A 25,554-nucleotide genomic window follows, 5' to 3' on the forward strand; every position below is an offset into this window, starting at 1 on the left:
AAATATTAGGAAAGAAGGTATGAAGATGCAATGTAAGTCTTGTGGAACAGAATTACCTAAAAAAGCAAAGGTTTGTCCGAAGTGCGGAGAACTCGTTGGAAAGCAGAAGTCAGACAACCTTAAAGTAATTGCTGTCGCCGGTTTAGTTATTGCGTTAATAGGCGGGCTATTGCCTTTTGTTCAGAATACAGATGTTGAGTTGATTTCTGATGCCTACAGTTTTATGAACATTGATGTACCAGCTATGTGGTACCTTTACATGCTGGCTATTGTAGTATCTCTGGTACTTTTAGCAGTAAAGAAAGATATGTTTTCAATTATACCTACAGCTATTTCAGGTATAATTTTTATTGTTTCATTCGTAGGAATGAACTTCAGAGGTTACGAGAGCAGAAAGCTCTATAATCTTCATTCATTGACAGATTTATTATCAAACGGATATGAAGGTTCTTCATATTCAGTAGGTTGCGGTGTATATGTAGTTATCATTGGTCTCATTCTTGGTATTGCAGGATGCTTTATTGATATCATGAAGTACTTCAAGAAAGATATCAACGTTGACTCTAAGTACATGACAAACTCAATCAACAGGAAAGTATGGTCAAAGATCTACTACCACAGATGGTTCTATGTAATGTTTTTGCCGGTATTAATCATGATTTTACTGTTTAACTACTGGCCAATGTTAGGTTGTAGATATGCCTTTACAAAATATATTATCCGTTCACCGTATTATGTAGGTCTTCTTCACTTCAATACGATGTTCACAAACGATGTATTCTTCTGGGATGCATTCCGTAACACATTACTGCTTTCTATCGTTAAGTTAATTCTTAACACTGGTGCAGCCGTTATTATTTCATTATTACTGAATGAAATTACAAACCTTGCATTTAAGAAGACAGTACAGACAATTGTATACTTACCTCACTTTATGTCATGGGTAGTAGTTGCTTCTATCTTCCGTTTAATTCTTTCAGTTAACAGTTCAGGTATGATTAACCAGATGTTAATGGGAATGGGCGTGATTGATAATCCAATCTTCTTCCTTGGTGATGTAAGATACTGGAGAGGCACATTCTTCTTCATCAACGTTTGGAAGGATACAGGTTGGGGAACAATCCTTTTCCTTGCTACATTATCAGGTATCAGCCCAGACCTTTATGAAGCTGCCCAGATTGATGGTGCAAACCGTTGGAAGAGATTAATTTATATTACACTTCCTGCTTTAGCAAATACTATTATTACTGTATTCATTCTGAACCTTGCTAAGGTTATGAACCTTTTCGAATCAGTATTCGTAACAATGAACGATGCAGTCGTTAACGTTTCTAACGTACTTCAGACATATGTATACCGTAAGACATTCGGTAGTGGTAACTCCGATTATGGTTATACAACAGCGGTTGGTTTATTCAAGTCATTTGTAGGTATGATCCTCGTACTTGGATGTAACTATGCAAGTAAAAAAGTACGTGGTCGCGGTATTGTATAGGAGGGATAGATAATGAGTAAAGAACAAGTAGTAGTTGCAAGAAAAAAGAAGAAAAAAGTCAAAATCTTCCCTATCGTAAACGTAATTTTGTTTTTGGTAATTTCATTAATTATCATGGTTCCTATTTGGAAGGTTATCGTCGATTCATTCGATGCAAAAGCCGGTTATGGTATGAATTTCCTGCCACAGACATTTACACTCGGTGGTTATAGTTCAATCCTTTCCAGAGTTGCACTTTATAGACCGTTCTTAATTTCAGTAGTTGTAACGATTGCTGGTACATTTATCGGTCTGTTATTAGCAACATTAGGCGCTTATGTATTAATTCAGTGGGAAATGCCGGGAAGAAACTTCTTCGCATATATGTTATTATTCACAATGATTTTCGATGGTGGTATGATTCCTAAGTACCTCGTTATGAAGGACTTACACTTACTGAACACACTTTGGTCAGTAATCCTGCCATTGTCTATCAATGTATATAACCTTGTATTAATGAGAAACTTCTTTGAAGGTGTTCCTGAATCACTGTTTGAAGCAGCTGAAATTGATGGTTGTTCTCCAATGGGTACATTCTTTAAGATTGTACTTCCGCTTTCAAAGGCGGCTTTGGCTTCTATCGGTTTGATGTATGCCGTACAGTTCTGGAACGATTATACAAACTTCAAGATTTATATCAACAAGAACGAGTTATTCAACTTCCAGATGAAGCTGCGTAACATGGTTATGGATAACGATATCCCTGATGAAGGTGGTATCGACCCGAATACGATTGCCAATGCAGCCGTTATCGTGGCTATCCTTCCTTTCGCAATCATCTACCCATTCTGTCAGAAGTACTTCGTACAGGGTGTTAATGTTGGTGCCGTTAAGGAATAATTTAAAAATTCAACAGAATTTACAGGCTGTCGCATATGCGGCAGCCTTTTTGTGTATTCAGTCATAGGTATTCCGATTGAACACTTTTTCTGTAGGTTTTTACAATATTCTGCTTTAATATGTAGAAAAAAACAAAAAGGTCATGTATACTAGAGAAAGATTTAAAAAGATGCTTTTTAAAAGGCAGAACAGGAGGGAAAATGATTACGCTTAAAGATGCCATATATTTGGAAAAGATAGATGAAGTGAAGCGTATTTTGGAAGAAAATCCGCCGCTGATTGACGAAGTAGATGAAGATGGTGTGTTAATGGCACTGCTGGCAGCCAAAACAGGCAATCTGAATCTGGTACGTTACATCGTTGAATACTCCAGAGCCAGTATGAATATTACGGATAAAAATCAGAAAAATATGCTACACTATGCAGCGATGTCCGGTAATGTTGCGACCTGTAAGTATCTTGTGGAACGGGTTGGATTGTCACCGTTATCCGGAGACATCAATCTTTTGACACCGTATGAAATCGCGCATGAGAACAAATTTTTTGATTTAGAGGAGTATTTTCAGGAGGAGACTGGCGCACCGCTTGAAAAAATGTATCACAATCCGATTCGTACCGGAATGTATCCGGATCCGTCGATTGTCAGAGTGGGTGAAGATTATTATATGGTGAATTCATCCTTTATCTATTATCCGTGTATTCCGGTTTCAACGTCAAAGGATTTGATTCACTGGAAAATTATCGGTTACGCCATTACCAATCCGGAATGGGCAGGTTTACAGCATTTAGAGGGCGGCAGAGGATACTGGGCGCCGGATATTTCCTACTATAAAGGAAGATTTTATATTACGGCAACGTATCGCTTAAATGATGACGGAACGGTTTATCGAAAGCAGATTGTTGTAAGCTCGGACAGACCGGAAGGACCGTACAGTAAACCGGCGGTGATAGATGAAGACGGTATTGATCCTTCTATTTTTAATGATGATGACGGACGGCGCTATATGCTTTTAAACAGAGGTGCGCGTATTTTTGAATTAAATGAAGATGCCACGGCACAGATATCAAAAGCATCGTTACTGTATTATGGCGATCAGAAAAGAGCGCCGGAGGGACCACATTTATTAAAAAAGGATGGATATTACTATCTGTTTGAAGCAGAGGGCGGAACAGGACCTGGACACCGTATTACCGTGTCAAGAAGCCGCGAGCTGATGGGGCGGTATGAGCCGTGTCCATATAATCCGATTATGCGCCAGACAGATGAAAAGGCTATTATCCAGCGCTGTGGACATGGAAAGCCGGTGCAGACACAGAACGGTGAATGGTATATGGTGTATCTGTGCGGCAGAAAAATCGGTGACGGTTACAGCATTTTAGGCAGGGAAACGGCATTGGATAAGATTACATGGACTGCAGACGGCTGGCCTGTTGTCAATAATTTAGACGGTCCGAGTGCCATGCAGATAAAGCCGGATTTGCCGGAAACAGTGTGGGAGTCTTCCTATTTTGATGATTTTGATGGTGAATATTTAAGCACAGACTGGATGTTTCCGAGAGTGCCGGAACCGGACGGCGTGCTGTTGCAGGATTCTCATGTAAAGATAAAGGGAAGCTGCGCGGATTTGGATTCCATGGGAGCAAGAAATATCCTGCTTCGCAGACAGCAGCATTTTAAATTTACGGCAGTCTGCAAGATGAAAATGCCACAGTTGTATCCGGGACAGGATGCGGGCATGACATGCTATTATGATGAGAATACTTTTGTAAAATTTGGTGTATTTGCGACACAGGAGCCGCAGCCGCGTCTGATTGTGAAAGCAGTAGAAGTCATTGGAGAACAGGTGAAAGAAAGCGGCAGCATTGAACTGGATTTCAGACGTCAGGACGTTTATTTAAAAATTGAAACGAATGATTTGAAACGTACCTGCTATATGAGTTATGATGGTAAAGAGTACATAAAGGTGGCAGTGCTTGAAAATGTCTATTACCTGTGTGATGAAGGCTTAAAGAAGGGCAAGCGTTTTACAGGGGCAATGATCGGCATGTACGCTTATGCAGGTGATTTTGGCAGCCGATATGTAGACGAATACGGAAGACACGGGGATGACACCCTGTATGTTGATTTTGACTGGTTTGACTACCAGCCGGAAAAATAAGGAGGAATGAACTTTGAAAGAAAGAAATATTATATTGGAAGGTAAGTTGAAAAGCTGGCTTTTGTCGGTGGATATTGAAAAGCTGGCAGCAAAACAGCAGGGGCAGCTTATTCTGGGGCTGGAAAAGCTGTATCAGGCAACAGGTGATGCGGATTATCACACATTTGCAAAAAAGGCAGTAGATAACCTTGTAGCGGAAGACGGAACGTATGCAAAGGCAGAGGGCAGCCTTTCCGATAATTTATTTGGCAATGCGTTATTTGCAGTACGTGCAATGGATACTGTATACAATCCGCAGGACACAGCAGCTGAAAAGACAGAAAAAGCCATTTTAAAGCAGGAAAAGGTGATGACTTCCGGTGCACGATTTGATGCAACAGAAACCTGCGCAGGCACATTTTCCACAAAGCTTTCAGATGCATATCTGACACAGCCGTTTTATATGAATTATGAAACAAAATTTGGCGGAAAAGAACAGTACAATGATATCATTGCGCAGTTTAACATTTTACAGGAGAAGGCATATCCGTCTGTGGAAAATGAATTGGGAAACGCTGCGGCAGACCTTGAAATGGCAGCGTACGCAGCAGCGGCAGTAGATACCATGGAGGTTATGGAACAGCCGTTATATGAGATTTTTGACAGATTAAGACAGATTTTAAAGCAGGTAGTCGCTGCAATGAATACAAAGAGCCTTGATACATTTGCAAAAGAAGCGCGGGAGGCAGGACTGTTTTATGCGTATGCCGTATTAAAGGGCTGCCGCATGAAGGCGCTTATTACTGAAAAATACGAAAAAGCAGCATTGGATATATTGGAAGCGGCAGAAGCAAAAGCACAGGAAGATGATGTATTTGGCGCGGATACAGCATATACAGCCGTACTGGTAACGGCTTACGCGGAAAGCCTGCGCAACAGAGAATATCAGGACTACGGAAGAACTAAGGGAGGCGCATTATGGAGTTAAAATTTGTTACAGCAACAAGCAGAAGTGCAGTGGTAGAACTGACGGAATCAGGAAAATTTTATACAGAAAAGCCGTATGAAATCTACGTAGACGGCAGTAAATATATGGACAGTGAAAAGGTTATTACAACACTTTACGGTTTAAAACCGGATACGTTATACAAGGTTTCTGCCGTGTATGACGGACAGGAAATTGCGGCGGTAGACGTTCAGACAAAGTATGAATTTGTAACGTTAAATGTAAGGGAATTCGGCGCATACGGCGACGGTGTCCATGATGATACCAATGCCATTCAGTGTGCGATTATGGCATGCCCGAAGGATTCCCGCGTGTTAGTGCCGGAAGGTGTTTATAAGATTTCAAGTATCTTTTTAAAGGATAATCTGACACTGGAACTCGCAAAGGGTGCAGTGCTTTCCGCCTTTACCGACAGAGAAAAATTCCCGGTTCTGCCGGGTGAAATTGAGTCCTATGACGAAACGGCACAATACAATTTAGGTTCATGGGAAGGCAACCCGCTCGATATGTTTTCTGCAATCGTATGCGGTATCAATGTAGAAAATGTTGTCATTACTGGTGAAGGAACAATTGACGGCTGTACCAATTTTGAGAACTGGTGGAAGAACTGCAAGGTCAGGGATACGGCATGGCGCCCAAGACTGTTCTTTATCAATCACTGCAAAAATGTGATGATGCACGGCATTACGGTTCAGAATTCTCCGTCATGGACGATTCATCCGTACTTCAGTGAACATTTGAAATTTATTGATGTAAAGATTAAAAACCCGGCAAATTCACACAATACAGACGGCTTAGACCCGGAAAGCTGTACAGACGTACTGGTGCTTGGTACGTATATTTCTGTCGGTGATGACTGCATTGCAATTAAGTCCGGTAAAATTTATATGGCAGAAAAATATCAGGTGCCAACTTCCAATATGATTGTCAGACAGTGCTGTATGAGGGACGGACACGGTGCGGTCACAGTTGGAAGTGAAATTGCGGCAGGTGTTAAAGACGTTCATATTACAGACTGCATTTTCATGAATACGGACCGTGGTCTGCGTGTAAAGACCAGACGAGGCAGAGGACAGTTATCCGTTCTGGATGATATTTCCTTTGAAAATATTGACATGGATAACGTGATGACACCATTTGTTGTCAACAGCTTTTATTTCTGTGATCCTGACGGCAAGACCGAATATGTCGGTACGAAAAAACCGCTGCCGGTGGACAGAAGAACACCGTCTATTAAGCGTCTGACGTTTAAAGATATTAAGGCAACCAACTGCCACGTTGCGGGTACGTACATTTACGGTCTGCCGGAAAGCAAAATTGAAAAGCTTACCTTTGAGAATATCAGCTTCTCTTATGCGGAAAATGCAAAATCCGGCGTAGCGGCAATGATGCTTGGCTGTGATGAGGCTTCAAAGCAGGGGTTGGTTGTCAATAACGTAAAACAGCTTATTTTAAAGAATGTAAAGGTTACAGGCTGTGAGGGTGAACCGATTGTTGCAGGCAATGTAGACGAACTGATACAGGAGTAAAATAGATTATGAATCTTCATGCACCAAAAGGAATTGACGTAGAAAACTGGTTTATTGAATGTTACAGAAAATACAAAGGACATCCGATGTGGATTCTTTTAGGACTTTATAAGGGAAATTACAACAAGTTCTTTATGGCGGTTGTGTTTTTCTTTATCAAGCACTGTCCGGTGTGGGTGCTGCCGATTATTACGGCAAATATCATCAACGATATTACGAGCGGCGCACCGGACGCATACCAGCATATTTTTATTGAAGCGATTATCATGGTTGTACTGATTGCACTCAACATTCCGACCAATTATATGTATACAAGATACAAATCGCTGGCAACAAGATATGCGGAAACGGGACTTAGAAAGGCACTGGTGCGCAAATTGCAGCAGTTGTCGATTTCGTATCATAAAGAAACGCAGTCGGGGCGGCTGCAGTCGAAAATCATGCGTGATGTGGAAGCTGTGGAAACGCTTTCAACGCAGATGTTTTTAAGCATTTTAAATATTGCGTTAAACATCATCATTGCACTGGCAGTAACGATTTCAAAAAGTATGGTGGTGTTTGTCTTTTTCCTGCTGACGACACCGATTGCGGCGCTTACCATGGTCTTTTTCAGAAATGTCATGCGCAGGCGCAATACAGAATTTCGTAAGGAAATGGAAGAAACCTCGGCAAAAGTCATGGAAATGGTGGAACTGATTCCGGTGACAAGGGCACATGCGCTGGAGGAAGAAGAAGTCCACAAAATGAGCGGACAGCTCTTTGCCGTGGCAGAAAAAGGCTACAAGCTGGATATTATCCAGTCGTTGTTTGGTTCGGTGGGTTGGGCGATTTTCCAGGTCTTTCAGGTAGTCTGTCTTGCCTTTACCGGTGTGCTGGCTCTGCGGGCGGCAATCCAGCCGGGTGATATTACGTTGTACCAGAGCTATTTCAGCACCATTGTCAGTCAGGTATCTTCACTGATGTCGCTGATTCCAACGATTGCAAAGGGTATTGAATCTGTCAATTCCATTGGTGAAGTGCTGTTAGAAGAAGATGTGGAACACAACGAGGGCAAGAAAAAGCTTGCCGGTGTGCATGGCGATTTTTGTTTTGAAAACGTAAAGTTCCATTATAATAATACGGATAAAAATGTATTAAATGACTTAAATCTTACCGTTCATCAGGGAGAAACGATTGCACTGGTCGGAGAGTCCGGTGCGGGAAAATCGACAATTTTAAATCTTGTCATTGGATTTAATTTTGCTACAGACGGAAAAGTGCTGGTAGACGGCGAGGATATCAGCCAGATTGATTTAAGAAGCTACAGAAAGCATCTGGCGGTAGTGCCGCAGACCTCAATACTGTTTTCGGGTACAATCCGTGACAATATTACATACGGTATTGAAAATGTCAGCGAGGAACAGTTACAGGAGGTTGTAAAAGCTGCCAATCTGACCGATTTAATCGAATCCCTGCCAAAGGGACTTGATACCATGGTCGGAGAGCATGGCGGAAAGCTCTCAGGCGGTCAAAGACAGCGTATTTCCATTGCAAGGGCATTAATCCGCAACCCACAGGTAATCGTCTTAGATGAGGCAACCTCGGCGCTTGACAGTATCTCCGAAAAACTGATACAGGAAGCATTGAATAATCTGACGAAGGGACGGACGACTTTTATTGTGGCACACCGCCTTTCAACAATCCGCGATGCCGATAAAATCGCGGTCATTGCAGACGGACACTGCGTAGAATACGGCACATTTGAAGAACTGATGGCATTAAAGGGTGAGTTCTATCAGATGAAGTCGATACAGAGTTAAATACAGGCACAAAAGCAGATAAGAATATTTTTTGTAAATTCCAAAGAAGGGATAGGAAGCAGCTTTTGCATTCCTATCCCTTTTTGTTTTTAAATCTTTTTTTAAGCTTTAAAGAAAATCTATTACTTTTCGTTTGTATTCCAGATACGCAGCGTAGCAATCAGCTTTTCCTTAGAATCAGCGTCCATCTTCTGAACGAGCTGCATGATTTCGTTATCCAGAGCAGTATTCTGATAGTTCTTATCAACACTTCCTGCAAGATAATCCAGAGAAACTCCGGTAAGCTCTGCATAGTAAGAGAGCATTCTGAGTGTCATCAGATTACGTCCGTTTTCTACGTTACTGATGTAACCAGGTGTTACATCGAGGGCTTTTGCAACGTCCTCCTGTGTCAGTCCGTGTGCAATTCTTAACTTCTTTACCTTTGCTCCTAAATCGCTGTCCATGTCACATACCTCCAAATTCTGTGTTTTTGTGATAATTTGTTTTACTTTTTGTTGGCTCTGTATCTTAATGTAGAGTCCAGAATCTTTTTACGGATTCTTAAATGGGTTGGTGTTACCTCTAACAGTTCGTCTGTATCGATGTAATCCAAAGCCTGTTCCAGACTTAAAATTTTAGGCGGAACAAGTCTTAATGCTTCATCGGCGCTGGAAGAACGGGTATTGGTCAGGTGCTTTGTCTTGCAGACATTGACCTCAATATCTTCCGTACGTGGATTTTCACCGATAATCATACCGGCATAAACCTTTTCACCAGGTCCGATAAAGAGTGTACCGCGGTCCTGTGCATTGAAAAGACCGTAAGTTACAGCTTCACCGTCTTCGTAAGCGATTAAAGAACCGGTCTTACGATAAGAGATGTCACCTTTGTATTCTTCATAACCTTCAAAAGAAGTGTTAATAATACCGTTACCTTTGGTATCTGTCATAAATTCGCCACGGTAGCCAATCAGACCACGGGACGGAATCGAGAACTGAAGACGGGTATAACCGCCGTTAATTGGTGTCATTCCGAGAAGTTCACCTTTTCTCTGGCTTAACTTCTGGATAACTGAACCTGAAAATTCTTCAGGAACATCAACATAAGCAAGTTCGATTGGCTCTAACTTTTTGCCGCGCTCATCTGTATGGTATAAAACCTCAGCCTTGCTGACAGCAAATTCATAGCCTTCACGACGCATGTTTTCAATTAATACGGAAAGATGTAATTCGCCACGGCCTGAAACCTTGAAAGAGTTTTCAGAACCCGGATTTTCTTCCACACGTAAGCTGACGTCTGTATTTAATTCACGGAACAGTCTGTCACGGATATGTCTTGATGTGACAAACTTACCTTCCTTTCCGGCAAGCGGGCTGTCATTTACCATGAAATCCATGGAAAGTGTCGGCTCTGAAATCTTCTGGAACGGAATGGCTACCGGGTTTTCAACAGAGCAGAGTGTATCGCCAATGTGAATATCCGCAATACCGGATACGGCAACAATATCACCAAAAGATGCTTCCGGTACGTCAACCTTATTCAGACCGCTGAAAGTATAAAGCTTTGTAATGCGGACTCTCTTGCGTACAGAAGGGTCGTGATGGTTTACAATTGTTACTTCCTGATTGACCTTTAACTTACCGTTTTCAATCTTACCGACACCGATACGGCCGACAAATTCGTTGTAGTCGATTGTGGAAATGAGCATCTGTGTATCGGCATCCGGGTCACCCTCCGGTGCCGGAATATTATTAACAATACAGTCAAATAAAGGCTGCATATCTTTTCTTTCGTCATTTAAGTCAGCAATGGCATATCCTGATTTTGCAGAAGCAAAAATAAACGGACAGTCAAGCTGGTCTTCGTTGGCATCCAGATCGATAAACAGTTCCAGAATCTCATCAATAACTTCATTCGGACGGGCTTCCGGACGGTCAATCTTGTTGATACATACGATAACAGACAGGTTTAATTCCAGAGCCTTCTGGAGTACGAACTTGGTCTGCGGCATAACACCTTCAAATGCATCGACAACAAGAACAACACCGTTTACCATTTTTAAGACACGCTCTACCTCACCACCGAAATCGGCATGACCCGGAGTATCGATAATGTTGATTTTTGTATCTTTATAAGTAATGGCAGTATTTTTTGAAAGAATCGTGATACCACGTTCTCTTTCAATATCATTAGAATCCATTACACGCTCTGCGACTTCCTGATTCTCACGGAAAGTACCGCTCTGCTTTAAAAGTTCGTCAACCAGTGTTGTTTTACCGTGGTCAACGTGCGCAATAATAGCGATATTACGAATATCTTCGCGTTTTGTAATCATTGTTTTTTCCTTTCTGAATGTATATAAACTATATCCGACTATGATTAGCAACTTTTATATTCTATCACAATATTAGAAAAATACAAGAGTAAACTTATAAAATTGATTGTATCATAAGGGAAACACGAGCGCAACCCCTGTTTTTATGCGGGTTGTCGGAAATTGTATTTTTTTAAAATTTTATGAGATGTTTTGTAAATATAAGAAAATTTTATGGTTTGTACGTAAAAAAAACACATTTTTTTTGTAATATATCCCCATATCGATACATATACATATTAAGAACACAAAATAAAGCACAAAACCGGTTTTAAGAAAATGACCGGTATTAAGAAGGGAGAAATACTAAGATGCTTGATAAGGTGATTGAAAACAACAGGGTGAGTATTATCGGAGAAGTCGTTTCAGAATTTGAATTCAGCCATGAAGTGTTTGGCGAGGGCTTTTATCTGGTAAATGTATCGGTTAACAGATTAAGCGATATGGTAGATATCATCCCATTAATGATATCTGAAAGGCTTGTCGATGTGACAAAGGATTACAGGGGAAGGAAGATTGAGGTATCCGGACAGTTCCGTTCCTATAACAGACATGAAGGAGTTAAAAATAAACTCATTTTATCCATTTTTGTAAGGGAAATGCAGTTTATTGAAGAAGAAGAAATTCCGGAAGAACAGGCAAGAACCAATCAGATATTCCTTGATGGCTATGTGTGCAAGCCGCCGGTCTACAGAAAGACACCGCTTGGTAGAGAAATAGCAGATATCCTTGTCGCCGTTAACCGTCCGTATGGAAAGTCCGATTACATACCGTGCATTGCATGGGGCAGAAATGCGAGATATGCCTCTACAATCGAAGTCGGTGGACACCTTCAGATATGGGGCAGGGTCCAGAGCCGTGAATACACGAAGAAAATCAGCGAGGAGCAGGTTGAAAAGCGTGTGGCATATGAAGTTTCCGTCAGCAAAATTGATGTGGTTGAGGAAGATGAAGCCTGAAACAGAATAGAAGTTGACATCATAATAAGTAAGTGATATATTCAATATAATTACAGGGCAGCCTGTAAACCGAACAGAGCCGTAGAAAATGCGGCAGTCAGTGAAGTAGAGGTCGCGTTATTCATCAGTACGTTGGTAAGATGTGCCAGACACAGGTGAAACCAAAAGAAAGGGGATGACGCCGAAGTGGAAGATTACTGGAGGTCTTCTGCTGGGCGTAAGATTAAGAGTCTTGCGACTGTCATCTTTAGATGGAGGGCTACTTAAAGAACTATATTGAATTCTTTAGGGCCGGTTCATTTCAGACATGAGCCGGCTTTGCCTTTGTAAAATAAGAGAGGCTGGTATCAGCGGAAAGAAGGAGTTATGTCAGTATTTACCGGAGCTGGTGTAGCGATTATTACACCAATGAAAGCAAATGGAGAAGTCAACTATGAGAAACTGGGAGAATTTATCGATTATCAGATTGAAAATTCTACCGATGCCATTGTAATTTGCGGAACAACAGGAGAAGCTTCTACATTAACGCATGAAGAACATATCGAAACCATTCGTTTTGCGGCAGACCATGTAAAGAAAAGAGTGCCTGTCATTGCAGGAACAGGTTCTAACTGTACGGAAACAGCCGTATATCTTTCACAGGAAGCGCAGAAAGCAGGCGTGGATGCCTGTCTGGTTGTAACACCGTACTACAACAAGGCAACACAGAAAGGTTTAATCAAGCATTATACAACCGTAGCAAAGTCTGTAGATTTACCGATTATCATGTACAATGTGCCGGGACGTACAGGCTGCAATATCCAGCCTGAAACAGCAGCAACACTGGCAAAGGATGTTGATAATATCGTAGCCATTAAAGCCGCTACAGGCAATATGGCACAGGAGAGCAAGACCATGGCACTCGCAGAAGGCCGTCTGGATATGTATTCAGGAGAAGACGGACTGATTGTACCGTTAATGTCTATCGGCGCAAAGGGTGTTATTTCCGTATTGTCAAATGTTGCACCACAGCAGACACATGACATCTGCGCAAAGTTTGCGGAAGGCAAGATTGAAGAAGCAAGACAGTTACAGTTTAATGCACTCGAACTGGTAGACGCATTATTCTGTGAAGTCAATCCTGTACCGGTAAAACACGCCTTAAATCTTCAGGGCTGGGATATGGGACCGCTGCGTATGCCACTTTGTGAAATGGAAGATGCAAACCTTGAACGTTTAAAAAATGCTATGATTCAGTACGGAATCTTAGAGAAATAAGGAGAAACAGGACATGACAAGAGTAATTATGCACGGCTGTAACGGACACATGGGACAGGTCATTACAAAGCTGGCAGAAGAAGATACCGATGTGGAAATCGTAGCAGGAGTGGATCCGTTTGATGACGGACACAACAGTTATCCGGTTTTTTCATCTATTGAAAAATGTGACGTTGATGCAGACGTAGTCATTGATTTTTCATCAGCCAAGGCAGAGGATGCACTGATTGATTACTGCACAGCAAGCAAGCTTCCGGTGATTGTCTGCACAACAGGTTTAAGCGAAGCACAGCTTACAAAAATCCGAGAAGCGTCTGAAAAGGTTGCTGTATTAAAGTCAGCCAATATGTCCCTGGGTATCAATACATTATTCAAGCTGCTCCAGGATGCTGCAAGAGTATTCTGTGATGCGGGCTTTGATGTGGAACTGGTTGAAAAGCACCACAATAAGAAGCTGGATGCACCGAGTGGAACAGCGCTGGCACTGGCAGATTCTATCAAAGAAGTGGTAGGTTCAGACTATTTCTATAAGTTTGACAGAAGCGGCGAGCGCGCACAAAGAAATCCGAAGGAAATCGGAATCAGCGCTGTCCGTGGCGGTACGATTGTCGGAGAACATGAAGTCATCTTTGCAGGAGAGGACGAGGTCATTGAATTTAAGCATACCGCTTATTCAAAGTCTGTCTTTGCAAAGGGCTCTATCGAAGCTGCCAAGTTCCTTGCCGGAAAACCGGCAGGCTACTATGACATGAGAGATGTTATTGCGGCAAAGCAGTAAAATAAGAAAATTCAACAGAGCTTGTAATTTCAAATCCGCAGTGCCGGTAAAGCTGCATAGCAGCCGTATTGGTGCTGCGGACATTTAATATCAGCGGCAGATTGTGATTTTTAAAATAAGCCGGTATCAGGTGTGCAAGAAGCAGTGTGCCAATTCCCTGCCCCCGGCAGTCTTCATCGACATAGACCCCGTACAGATTCGTAAAGCCGTTTTCATAATCAAGGGAACATACGGCACACGGTTCGTCTTCCTCTCCCCGGTATAGCAGAAAATCCTGTTCATCATCGGAAAAGCAGGTTTCATACAAAAAGTTATCATTGCAGGAATTGAAATCTTTTGCAGGTGAGCTGGTTATCGTGGAGTGTATGTTTGAACAGGCAGCAGAATCCGGCAGAATGTCCCCATTTGCAGTACATAAAGCTGGAGCAGCCATGGAGGCATTTTCCGCCGTCAGCATCATCAGATATTCGGTGTAGGCGGTGCCGCCGTATAAAGCACATTTTTTTAAAAAATCAGGGAAAATGCCGGTAAGCACACAATCCGGGTACTGTGCTTTGATTTTGTGGTATGCCGTCCCGCAAAGGGCGGTAAAAATGCCCTGTCTGCGATAGTCCGGCAGTACGAAAGCTGCCACCTCCGCTTCTGTAAAGGATTCATTTTCACTGATAAGAAAAGTCAGCAGTCCGGTACAATGCGTGCGGTCTATATCTGAAAATACGGCAAAATACGGTGTGTCACAGTCCGAAAAAAGTTCATATTCCCCGCAGTCTGTAAAAAAATGTGCAAATGTATCTGTAAAACGGCTGTCAGCCGGGTCAATCTGAAAAACAGTATGATTCATCGTTATTCTTCCAATCTAACATAAAAATTTTATAAAATATATTGTAGCAAATTCAAAGATAAGGTACAATAAAGGAAAAGATTTTTGCGATAAAGTAGAAATGAGGCATATAGATGGGTAAAATAGCAGTATTAACAGACAGTAACAGCGGTATTACACAGGAGCAGGCAAAGGAACTGGGGGTATACGTGATTCCGATGCCGTTTTTTATTGACGGACAGCAGTATTTTGAAGGGATTAATCTGACACAGGAAGAATTTTACGAAAAGTTAAAAAATGATGCGGATATTTCGACTTCACAGCCGTCCGTAGGCGAGTTACAGGACGAATGGGACAAGCTCTTAAAAGAATATGATGAGATTGTTTTCATACCGATGTCCAGCGGATTAAGCGGCACATGCCAGACGGCGGCTATGCTTTCTGACGATTATGACGGTAAGGTTCAGGTTGTCAACAACCAGCGCATTTCCGTAACCATGCGCCAGTCTGTGTTAGATGCAAAGTTACTGGTATCCAAGGGCTATTCTGCGGCACAGATTAAGGAAGTGCTGGAGCGTGAAAAGATGCAGTCAAGCATTTACATTACACTGGAAACTTTAAAATATTTAAAGAAGGGCGGACGAATCACACCGGCGGCAGCGGCAATCGGAACGGTATTAAATTTAAAGCCTGTATTGCAGATTCAGGGCGAGAAGCTGGACGCATTTTCTAAGACAAGAGGCAAGAACTCAGCAAAGAAGATTATGTTAAAGGCAATGGCGGACGATTTGGAAGGACGTTTTAAGGAATGTGCCGAAAAAGGCCGCGTGCATATGGAAGCTGCTTATGCCGGCAACCGCGAAGAAGCAGAAGAATGGGCAAAGCTGATACAGGAAACGTATCCGCAGTTTGATTTCCACATGGATCCGCTTTCATTAAGCGTGGCATGTCATATCGGACAGGGTGCGCTGGCAATTGCGATGACCTGTTATATTCCGGAAGATGACACGAAGTAATGAAAAGATAGGGCAGGAGAGGCATATGCAGAAGGCAAAGCAAAGAAGTGAAATCGCACAGCAGGATAAATGGAGAATCGAAGATATTTATGCGACAGACGAAGCATGGGAAGCCGATTACAACGAATGTATCCGCAGGGCAAAAGAAAAATGTGTTTATCAGGGCAGACTGGCAGAGTCCGCCCTGATACTGTATCAGGCATTAAAGGAATCCGATGAAGCGGATCTGCTTGTGGAGCATGTATACGTGTATGCATTTATGAAATATTACGAGGATACTGCCAATGCTGTGTATCAGGAAATGTCCGGCAGGGCGCAGGCGGCTGTCACGAAGCTGTCTGAAAAATATGCATTTTTAACACCGGAAATTTTAGCAATTGATCAAAAGAAGATGCAGGAATATCTGAACTCGGATACAATCGCACTTTACCGTCATGCACTGGAGGATATACTTGAGAAAAAAGAACATGCCCTTTCCGAAAAAGAGGAACGCCTGCTTGCAATGGCAGGGCAGGTGACGGCTTCACCGAATGAGATTTTTTCAAAGTTTAACAATGCCGATGTGAAGTTTGGCACGATTTTGGATGAGGACGGTAATGAAGTTGAATTAACCAACGGCAGATACAGTGTCTTTATGGAAAGCAACGACCGTAGTGTCCGTGAAAATGCATTTAAGGCACTTTACCGCCAGTATGGAAATTATAAAAATACACTTGCAGCAACATACTATGCCAATGTCAAGCAGGCGTGCTTTTATGCAAAGGCAAGAAAGTATGACTCCACGCTGCAAATGTATTTAAGCGGTTCATTTATTCCGGAAAAGGTTTATCACAACCTCATTGAAACGGTTCATAAAAATCTGGATAAAATGCATGCCTATGTGTCACTGCGCAAGCAGGTATTAGGCGTGGACGAACTGCATTTTTATGATATTTATGCACCAATGGTATCGGATATTACGATGAAGATACCGTATGAAGAAGCAAAAGACATTGCCTTAAAGGCGCTAGCACCGCTGGGTGAGGAATATTTATCCAAGGTGAAGGAAGGCTTTGAAAGCGGCTGGGTTGATGTCTATGAAAATACAGGCAAACGCACCGGTGCATTTTCATGGGGCACATATGGCGTACACCCTTATGTGTTCTTAAACTACACGGATACGTTAAATGACGTATTTACGCTGGTGCATGAAATGGGTCATGCCATGCATACCTATTATTCCAATGCAAACCAGCCGTATCCGTATGCGGGCTACCGCATTTTTGTGGCAGAGGTCGCTTCTACGTGCAATGAAGCCCTGTTAATGCAGTATCTTCTGAAAAACTGCACGGATTTATCGGAAAAGAAATATCTGATGAACCACTATTTTGAACAGTTTAAGGGAACGCTGTTCCGTCAGACGATGTTTGCTGAATTTGAAATGATAACGCACAAAATGGCAGAAGACGGCGAGGTGCTGAGCGCACAGGCATTATGCGATGTCTATAGGAAGCTCAATGAAGAATATTTTGGTGAAGATATGGTGATTGATGACGAGATTGCGCTGGAGTGGTCCAGAATCCCGCATTTTTACACACCGTTTTATGTTTATCAGTATGCAACCGGCTATTCGGCGGCGATTGCGATTGCTTCCAAGATTTTTAAGGGCGATGAAAAGACACTGAAAGGATACAAGCAGTTCTTATCGGGCGGATGCAGTATGCACCCGATTGACCTTTTAAAGCTGTGCGGCATTGATATGGAAAGTCCGCAGGTAATTCAGGAAGCGCTCGATGTCTTTGGGAAACTGTTAGAGGAGTGGGATTAATTGAAATATAAAATTGGCGAGCTGGCAAAACTGTTGAATATTTCTACCAACACAGTACGGCGGTATGAAAATCAGGGATATATTCATGCAGTACGGAACGAAGACAGCGGATACCGTTATTATGATGAAGATGGTGTGTTTGACATAACGAATATAAGGCTGCTGCGTAAATATGGATTTCCGCATGAAAAACTTCTTGAAATGCAAAGTTATACTATACAGGAAGAAATAGCAGCATATCAGGAACGTATGCAGCAAATGGATAAGGAAATTGCTTATATGACTTATGTGCGGCATCGTATTAAAGATGATGTTCTGCTGATGCAAAAAGCGGCGCAGATGATAGATGTCTATGAAAAAGACTGTGTGGAGCAGATTTATGTATTATATAAGGAAGGCGGAAAGCTTTTGCAGGAAGCAGGCCGGTTAAAGAAAATTGAAGAATTTTTATATCAATCTCCGGAGGTGCAGCACATTTATCTGATTCCACAAAAAGAATTGGAGCAGGGCAGATTTACAATTTGTAATGGCTGGTCGGTAAAAGATATGCACATGGAAAAGTATAGTATGACTGAAAATGAGTATACAGTGCGCTATCGCCAGAAACCGTCAATTATGGGAATTGTAAAAATTCCGGCAACGTTGGAGGAATTGTCAGGTTATGAGGAGGAAACATTAAAACAGCTGATGATTGGCAGACATCTGCAATATATGAAAGAACATCATATGTGTATTAATGGAGATATTATAGGTGTGATTGTCAGTAAGGCGGTTGAAAATGGGAAACCGGTCATGTATCTGTTAATGAGTGTTCCTATTGTATCTGATGTAGAACAAAATATTGTATAAATTGAACAAAAAATATTGACTCTGACACGAGGTCAGACTTTATAATAAAATCCGACAGAAAAGGACTGGGCTTTTCTGTCGGATTTTTATTATGGTTAAAAACCGGAATGGAGGAGTTATGGGGAAAAAGACAAAGAAACGTTTGAGCTGTTTTTTATGTGCAATGCTGTTATTTGTAACAGGCATTGAAACATCGGCATTTACCGGGGTTTTTGCCGCAACAGCCAGAAAAATTGACGTCTGGGACTTTGGTGCTGTACAGGAAAGTGACACACAACTGTACAACAACCATATCAGCGCACAGGACTGGGAACAGTGCGAAAATGTCAGCAGTGCCGGAAAATTTGCGGAAGGCACAACAGTATTTGGCGATTTGACATTGACACATACAGTGAATGACCGCCTGTTTTCAACGAGCAGCAAAAATTATGGAACCAATGCACTTGCGAAAACGGCTTATGCAGATGGATATACCGCAGGTGGGATGTATTACTGCAACGGTACAGGTGGTGAAGGCAGAAGAAATATAACGATTGCCAATGTAGAAGCCGGGGATAAGATTGTAGTGTATATGGCATCAAGCAACGCTGTCACAGGCGAACTTGTATTTACCTATCTTGGAGAAGGTGGAACACAGAAGGATACGGAAAGTTTTACAAATGTAGGAACAAAATATGAATTTATTGCCCAGTATAGCGGTTCCTATAAAATTTATACTACAGCAGCTGCTGGTAAACCAATTTATAACAGAGTGATGAGAATACCGGCTGTAACAGTAAGTGGTACGATTGAATTAAATGGAGAGGATATTTCAGGATGTCAGTTACTGTTTATGAATAAACGTACAAATACAGCAACGCAGGCCAAGTTGAACGGAAATTCCTACAGTGTTTCACTGGCGGCAGGAGAAGAATACACTGCAGTGCTTTCAGGTGTAACCGGCATCGGTTTCACCAATGATACAAAGGTTGTAACGACAGATATATCAGAGGTATTGACCGGTAAGGAGAATGTCAGTCTGAAAGTTGAAACAAAGAGTGTCTATACATATACCGGAAAAATCAGTGGTTTTACAGAAGGCTATGATATATCAAAATTAAAAGTGACAATGGAACCGGCAGAAGGTGCAATGGCAGATGCCGTTGAATTAAAGATTGCAGAAGATTTTTCATTTACGGCAGTTCTTGAACCGGATGTAGAATATACAGCTTCTTTACAGGGAGTAAATGACTATGAAATCATTTCCGGAAAAACAGTAAATGACAATCAGAATCATACAGAGGATATTATTGTAGCGGCAAAGGCAGTTTATGCGGTAAATGGTGAATTTACAGGATTAGAGGCTGGAACAAATGTAACAGAACTTACATTTACCAACGTAGATGACAACTATGTGTATGCAGGAACGGTAACAAATGATGGCTATGAAATATCATTGAGAAACGGTGCTTATGCAGTCAGTGCAGCAGCAGACGGATACCGCACAACGACTCATGTAGTTGTAAACGGTGCTGCGGTAAAGAAAGATATTTTATTTGTATCGACAGCAGCGGCAGAACCAATGACACGTGTGCCGGATTTATATGTGGGTTATGAAGACAAGGCAGAATATAATTATAATACGGTAAAAGAGGCAGTTGCGGCAGCAGCAGCAATGAATCCGTCTTCGGAGGAAGAACGCATTACGATTCATATTGCACCGGGAACTTACCGTGAACAGGTTATCATTACAACACCATATTTGTCCCTTGTTAATGATTCAGACAAAGAGGTTCTGATGACATGGTATTACGGAATCGGTTATGAATATTACAGTGCAGACGGCACAGGATATTATAATGTGGAAAATGCGTATGACCAGTATGCAAAGTCAACTGCATCGAAGTGGGGCTGTGCTGTTTACGTAAAAAATACGGCAACCGGATTTAGCGCAGACGGCATTGTGTTTGAAAATTCATTTAACCGGTATCTGACAGACGAAGAAATTGAAGACGGTGTAACACCGGCGGCGGATACAGGACTTCCACAGAGAAAATATGGTACAGATGTAGCTTCCAAGGCAGCAACAGAGCGTGCAACAGCGATGGCAGTGGAAGCAGATAAAGTGGAATTTACAAACTGCGCATTTTTAGGAAGCCAGGATACATTGTATACAGGAAATTCCGCAACCAGTCTGTATTTTAAGAACTGCCGTATTGAAGGAAATACGGATTATATTTTCGGTGACGGTGACTGTGTATTTGACGGCTGCGAATTAAAATGGTACGGATACAGTACCAATTCAGTCGGCGGATATATTACAGCACACAAACCGACATCTGATACAAAAAACGGTTATCTGTTCAGAAATTGTGTTATTACAGCAAATGATGAATTAACGGTGACACCGGGATACTTCGGCAGACCGTGGGGCGCTGATGCACATGTGACATTTTTAAATACAAAGCTTGCAGGTGACTTTATCGTTGCAGACGGCTGGACGGAGATGAGCGGTAAAAAGCCGGAAAATGCAAAATATAATGAATTTAATACAACACGCACGGACGGTACGGAAGTGGATTTATCTGCCCGTGTAACAGGAATTATGTCTGAGGATACAGCAAATGCAGTTGATATAGCAGCTTATTTTAACGGCTGGACACCAAAGGCATACACAAAGGAAGCAGACGGCGTTGCATTTACAAGGGTTCCTTATGTTGTGGATAACGGTGATATTAATGCGCCATATCCGGGACACAAACTCACAGTTGGCTATTCTTTAGGCGAAGTAAATGATGCCAGTGATGCTTCGGTTATCCGCTGGTATATCGTTGCAGATGACGGAACAGAAACACTTAGCTGCAGCTCTACGGCAAATGCAGATAAGAGTTTTACCATTCCGTCAGAAGCAGAAGGCAAACATATTAAGGTTGTTGTTATTCCGCAGACTATCAGTGGAACAACTGGTGAAGCAGCAGAATATAAAGTAGAAGCATTTGTAAGAGAAGGTTACGAAGACCCGTCTTCTACAGGTTCGGATATTGAACTGGGAAAGGGCGTTAATATTTTCCTTGCAGGAGATTCTACGGTAAAGGATTATTCTGCAAACGGAATGTATATGTCCGGCAAGGCACAGGCAGAAGGTTCATGGGGCGAATATTTGCAGAGTTTCTTTGATGATTCAAAGGTCAAGGTTGTCAACTATGCCAATGGCGGACGAAGCAGCAGAAACTTTATTAACGAAGGTTCACTGGATAAGATTGCAGAAAATATTAAAGCGGGAGATTATCTGTTTATTCAGTTTGGACATAATGACTGTTCAAACCAGTCCGGTTATTTAGAAGACCGCTATGTGCCGTTAGGGACACCGGATGAAAACGGTATTTATCCGACAACCGCAGGAACAAAAGTGGCAACACCGTCAACACTTACAGATAAATACGGTGATACATTTTATTCGTATGACTGCGGTGGAACATATAAATGGTACTTACAGCAGTATATTGAAGTGGCAAAGGCAGCAGGTGCAAAACCTGTTCTTGTAACACCGGTTTCAAGACTTTATTATACGGCAGACGGTACAATTAAGGCGCACCATGATTCAACAGATACAACAACGGGAACGCTTGTTACAGAGAACAACGCATATGTAACAGCGGTAAAACAGCTGGCAGAAGAACAGAATGTACTGCTTATGGATGCGTTTGAGTTGACAAAGACAATGTATGAAACGGCTTATGCCAACGATACGGCAGCATCAAATGGGGTATCTGAATACGGTACACAGGTAATGGCACAGGGAGATAAGACACACAGCAATAAGCTGGGAGGTTTCCTGACTTCTGCAATGATTGCACAGCAGTTACAGAATATGGATTTAACGATTTCGCCAGCCGTTAAGATGCCAAGTCAGGTTGCAGGAAACAATCCGGATGGACAACAGACATTTACTGTAAATGGTAAAAATGAATTAAAAGCATATATCAAAAATGCAGACGGTAATTACACAAAAGTATCAGAGTATTGGACAAAATATGGACAGACATTGATTACCGAAATTGGTGAAAAGCACGAGGAATTGAGTAAACCGTCAGAGCCGGATACACCGTCAGAAGAACAGGCAACTGTATGGGTAGTCGGCGATTCAACCGTATGCAGCTTTACAGATGCATACTACTATCCGAGATACGGCTGGGGTACACAGTTATCCAACTATTTTGACAGCACATTAAAGGTTGAAAACCTTGCACTTTCAGGCAGAAGCTCAAAGAGCTTTACGTCAGAAGACAACTATAAGACATTGTTGGAAGGCATGACAGGCGGAGATTATCTGCTGGTAGGCTTCGGACACAATGATGAAAAGGCAGAAGACGGCAGATATACAGACCCGAACGGCGATTATACGGCAGAAGGCTCTTTTGCAAATTCATTATATGAAAATTATGTAAAACCTGCACAGGAAAAGGGTGTAACAGTAATTTTATGCACACCGATTGTCAGAAGAACCGCAAACGGTGAATGGAGCAGATCAAATCTGCACGTTACAGCCGATACTGTCAGCGAAGGAAAGACTTATGCGGGCGGCGACTACGCAGAAGCCGTCAGAAAATTAGGCAGTGATGTCAATGTTCCTGTAGTGGATATGACAACACTGACAAAGAATCTGTATGATTCACTCGGCGCAGATGAAACCGTAAATTTACATTCATGGACATCATCCAGTGCCGCAAGCGTGGATAATACACACACCAACATTTACGGTGCGCGTTACAATGCATATATGCTGACACAGGAAATCAAGAAGTTAAATGTGGCAGGCATTGCAGACCACATTTTATCCGCAGAAGCGCCGGTAAAGAGCGAAGTCTTAAAGCCGAATTCGGATTATAAGGAAGCGGATTATACACCGGTAACGGGTGAGAGTACACTTTGGAAGAAAGCAGGTATCTGGAGCGGTTCTGTATTTGGAAATGTCGGTGGCAATCCGTCAACGGATAACCATACACTGGAAACAGATGCAAACGGCAATATCCACATTGCAGTCAGAAAAAATAAGGGTAAGATTGGAAGCACGGCAGACGGTATTGCCATGTATTATTACAAAGTACCGGCAGCAAGCAGTTTTACACTGACAGCAAAAGCAACCATTAATTCTTTTGACAACAATGACCAGGTATCCTTTGGTTTAATGGCAAGAGATGATATGTATCTTGATACAAATACAACCAATGCACTGGGTGATTATGTAGCGGCAGGACCGTTAAAGTTAAAGAGCGGCGCATGGAACTGCTTTGCAAGAAAGAGCGGTGTGCTGACACAGGGCGGAACTTGTGAAAATGCGATTACAAATGGAGATACCGTAGACTTAAAGATTGAAAGCAATGCAGACGGATATGCCTGCACATTCGGTCAGGAAGCAACCGTTACGGGCGGATTTGATTTCAAACTGACAACGATTGATTCCGATTATGTCTATGTGGGTATGTATGTGGCAAGAAATGCCGATGTAACATTCTCTGATGTAAAGCTTATCGTAGACGGCAGGGAAGTCACAGCAGAACCGGAACAGCCAAGCGAACCGGAGCAGCCGACGACACCGAGTGAGCCAAGCGAACCGGAGCAGCCGACGACACCGAGTGAGCCAAGCGAACCGGAGCAGCCGACGACACCGTCAGAGCCGACGACACCGGAGCAGCCAACAACACCGGAACAGCCGACAACACCGGCAGAGCCGACGACACCGGAACAGCCAACGACACCGGCAGAGTCAACAAAACCGGAAGCCGCGTATGTAGATATTACAGTTGAAGGTGTGGCAGCGGCAACAATCGGTCCTGATGCGGTTGTAAAGACTGTGGATGGAACTGTGCTTACAGCCGACCAAATAAAGCTTATTTTGACAACTGTGACAGAGAATGAACAGCAGTTTGCAATCAAAAATAAATTGGAAAGTCAGGCTATGGCATTAAAGGCAAATAACGCTTATTACCACATCGGTCTGACAGATATGACAGGAAATACGGCAGAATTGGTACAGGGAACAATTCGTTTTCTTCTTGCATATCCGGACGGAACAGGGGAACAGGACAGTTTTGTTGTGTATCATGTGAAGGATAACGGAGAAATAGAAAACATGCCGGTGCAGTTATCTGCAAATGGTATTGTAATAGAAACAACGGGATTCAGTGATTTTGTTGTCAGCTATGATATAGTTCGGTCAGCAGATACGACACATAATACAGATACAGACGATGTAAAAACAGCAGATATGGCGCAGACACTTCCGTATACAGTCATGTTACTGGCAGCATTTGGATGCTTTGGTCTGGTAGTTACATCGAAAAAGCGTCATGCAAAATAAAAAGTAAGATATAAAAAATAATGACCGCTGTGTGAAAGGTGAAATTATTTTACCGGATTCGCACGGCGGTCTGTTTTTTGATGATTTTTGATAATAAAGGCAAAGGCTGATTTTATGATGGGTGGGGCGTTTGTAACGAATGTTGCAGAAAAATTGCAAGAAATTTGTAAAAAAAGATTGACACAGAAGTTAAAATCAGATATACTTATATTCGTTGGTGCGAGTTTATAAGCAACAGCAAATTTAATATTTGTATTATGCGCGAGTGGCTCAGTGGTGGAGCACCTCCTTGCCAAGGAGGGGGTCGCGGGTTCGATCCCCGTCTCGCGCTCTTTTTATTTTTAGGGAAGCCGGTAGTTTGCAGGCTTCCATCAATCCGATTTCCCGATTTTCATGAACCAAATATTTATACATATTCATTAGAAAGTACTTTTGCAGATAGGGCGGTTTATCGGACCGGTTTAAGATGTTAAATAAAAAGTCACGACACCTTTTTGAAAATTATTCCACAGTATGCTACAATAAA

Annotated in this window: 16 protein-coding genes, 1 tRNA gene and 1 riboswitch; of the genes, 14 read left to right on the forward strand and 3 right to left on the reverse strand. The window is 42.2% G+C overall.

What is annotated here, in order from left to right:
- Positions 1-19: 19 nt before the first annotated feature.
- The 6 genes from LI288_RS12430 (at position 20) to LI288_RS12455 (ending at position 8,846) form a co-directional block, all read left to right on the forward strand.
- Positions 20-1,495, forward strand: coding sequence for an ABC transporter permease subunit (locus LI288_RS12430; RefSeq protein ID WP_227090674.1), 1,476 nt, complete (start codon positions 20-22; stop codon positions 1,493-1,495).
- A 12-nt stretch (positions 1,496-1,507) separates the two neighbouring features.
- On the forward strand, positions 1,508-2,374 hold the full coding sequence (locus LI288_RS12435; RefSeq protein WP_022431160.1) for a carbohydrate ABC transporter permease: 867 nt from the start codon (positions 1,508-1,510) through the stop codon (positions 2,372-2,374).
- 200 nt (positions 2,375-2,574) lie between these two features.
- Positions 2,575-4,533, forward strand: coding sequence for a family 43 glycosylhydrolase (locus tag LI288_RS12440; protein WP_227090676.1), 1,959 nt, complete (start codon positions 2,575-2,577; stop codon positions 4,531-4,533).
- Positions 4,534-4,546: 13 nt separating this feature from the next.
- Positions 4,547-5,500 carry a hypothetical protein gene (locus tag LI288_RS12445; RefSeq protein ID WP_227090678.1) on the forward strand — a complete coding sequence of 318 codons (954 nt, stop codon included), beginning with the start codon at positions 4,547-4,549 and terminating at the stop codon, positions 5,498-5,500.
- Entirely contained in the window at positions 5,491-7,047 is a 1,557-nt protein-coding gene (locus tag LI288_RS12450) for a glycoside hydrolase family 28 protein (RefSeq protein WP_022431157.1), read from the forward strand. The genes LI288_RS12445 and LI288_RS12450 overlap by 10 nt, the downstream gene beginning before the upstream one ends.
- A gap of 8 nt (positions 7,048-7,055) precedes the next feature.
- Positions 7,056-8,846 carry an ABC transporter ATP-binding protein gene (locus LI288_RS12455; RefSeq protein WP_227090680.1) on the forward strand — a complete coding sequence of 597 codons (1,791 nt, stop codon included), beginning with the start codon at positions 7,056-7,058 and terminating at the stop codon, positions 8,844-8,846.
- A gap of 122 nt (positions 8,847-8,968) precedes the next feature.
- Here the strand turns inward: LI288_RS12455 and LI288_RS12460 are convergent, their stop codons facing one another.
- Both LI288_RS12460 and typA read right to left on the reverse strand, forming a co-directional pair.
- Positions 8,969-9,292, reverse strand: a complete 324-nt coding sequence (locus LI288_RS12460) for a helix-turn-helix domain-containing protein (RefSeq protein ID WP_022431155.1) — start codon at positions 9,290-9,292, stop codon at positions 8,969-8,971.
- Positions 9,293-9,333: 41 nt separating this feature from the next.
- A complete protein-coding gene (typA, locus tag LI288_RS12465; RefSeq protein ID WP_022431154.1) occupies positions 9,334-11,163 on the reverse strand; it encodes a translational GTPase TypA in 1,830 nt (609 codons plus the stop codon).
- 350 nt (positions 11,164-11,513) lie between these two features.
- On the opposite strand from typA, the gene LI288_RS12470 reads away from it, so the two are divergent.
- The 3 genes from LI288_RS12470 to dapB all read left to right on the forward strand — a co-directional run bounded on the left by LI288_RS12470 (position 11,514) and on the right by dapB (position 14,196).
- Complete coding sequence (locus LI288_RS12470) at positions 11,514-12,161, forward strand: single-stranded DNA-binding protein (protein ID WP_227090681.1); 648 nt, start codon at positions 11,514-11,516, stop codon at positions 12,159-12,161.
- A gap of 98 nt (positions 12,162-12,259) precedes the next feature.
- Positions 12,260-12,431, forward strand: a riboswitch (Lysine riboswitch).
- Between the two features lie 96 nt (positions 12,432-12,527).
- A complete protein-coding gene (gene dapA / locus LI288_RS12475; RefSeq protein ID WP_227090683.1) occupies positions 12,528-13,418 on the forward strand; it encodes a 4-hydroxy-tetrahydrodipicolinate synthase in 891 nt (296 codons plus the stop codon).
- 13 nt (positions 13,419-13,431) lie between these two features.
- On the forward strand, positions 13,432-14,196 hold the full coding sequence (gene dapB, locus LI288_RS12480; RefSeq protein WP_227090685.1) for a 4-hydroxy-tetrahydrodipicolinate reductase: 765 nt from the start codon (positions 13,432-13,434) through the stop codon (positions 14,194-14,196).
- Here dapB and LI288_RS12485 read toward each other — a convergent pair.
- A complete protein-coding gene (locus LI288_RS12485) occupies positions 14,177-15,037 on the reverse strand; it encodes a GNAT family N-acetyltransferase (protein WP_227090688.1) in 861 nt (286 codons plus the stop codon). The genes dapB and LI288_RS12485 overlap by 20 nt on opposite strands.
- A 113-nt stretch (positions 15,038-15,150) precedes the next feature.
- On the opposite strand from LI288_RS12485, the gene LI288_RS12490 reads away from it, so the two are divergent.
- From LI288_RS12490 to LI288_RS12510, 5 genes are all read left to right on the forward strand, one after another.
- Positions 15,151-16,032, forward strand: coding sequence for a DegV family protein (locus tag LI288_RS12490; RefSeq protein ID WP_022431149.1), 882 nt, complete (start codon positions 15,151-15,153; stop codon positions 16,030-16,032).
- A gap of 25 nt (positions 16,033-16,057) precedes the next feature.
- Positions 16,058-17,839 carry an oligoendopeptidase F gene (pepF, locus tag LI288_RS12495; RefSeq protein ID WP_227090690.1) on the forward strand — a complete coding sequence of 594 codons (1,782 nt, stop codon included), beginning with the start codon at positions 16,058-16,060 and terminating at the stop codon, positions 17,837-17,839.
- The gene (locus LI288_RS12500; RefSeq protein WP_022431147.1) at positions 17,840-18,688 is read left to right on the forward strand and encodes a MerR family transcriptional regulator; all 849 of its coding nucleotides are present in this window, start codon (positions 17,840-17,842) and stop codon (positions 18,686-18,688) included.
- Between the two features lie 118 nt (positions 18,689-18,806).
- Positions 18,807-25,028 (forward strand): pectinesterase family protein, encoded by a 6,222-nt coding sequence (locus LI288_RS12505; protein ID WP_227090692.1) that lies wholly within the window; start codon positions 18,807-18,809, stop codon positions 25,026-25,028.
- Between the two features lie 259 nt (positions 25,029-25,287).
- Positions 25,288-25,359, forward strand: a tRNA-Gly gene (locus tag LI288_RS12510).
- The last annotated feature ends 195 nt before the right edge of the window (positions 25,360-25,554 follow it).

The organism is Lachnospira pectinoschiza, from assembly GCF_020564355.1.
Lineage (GTDB): Bacteria > Bacillota > Clostridia > Lachnospirales > Lachnospiraceae > Lachnospira > Lachnospira intestinalis.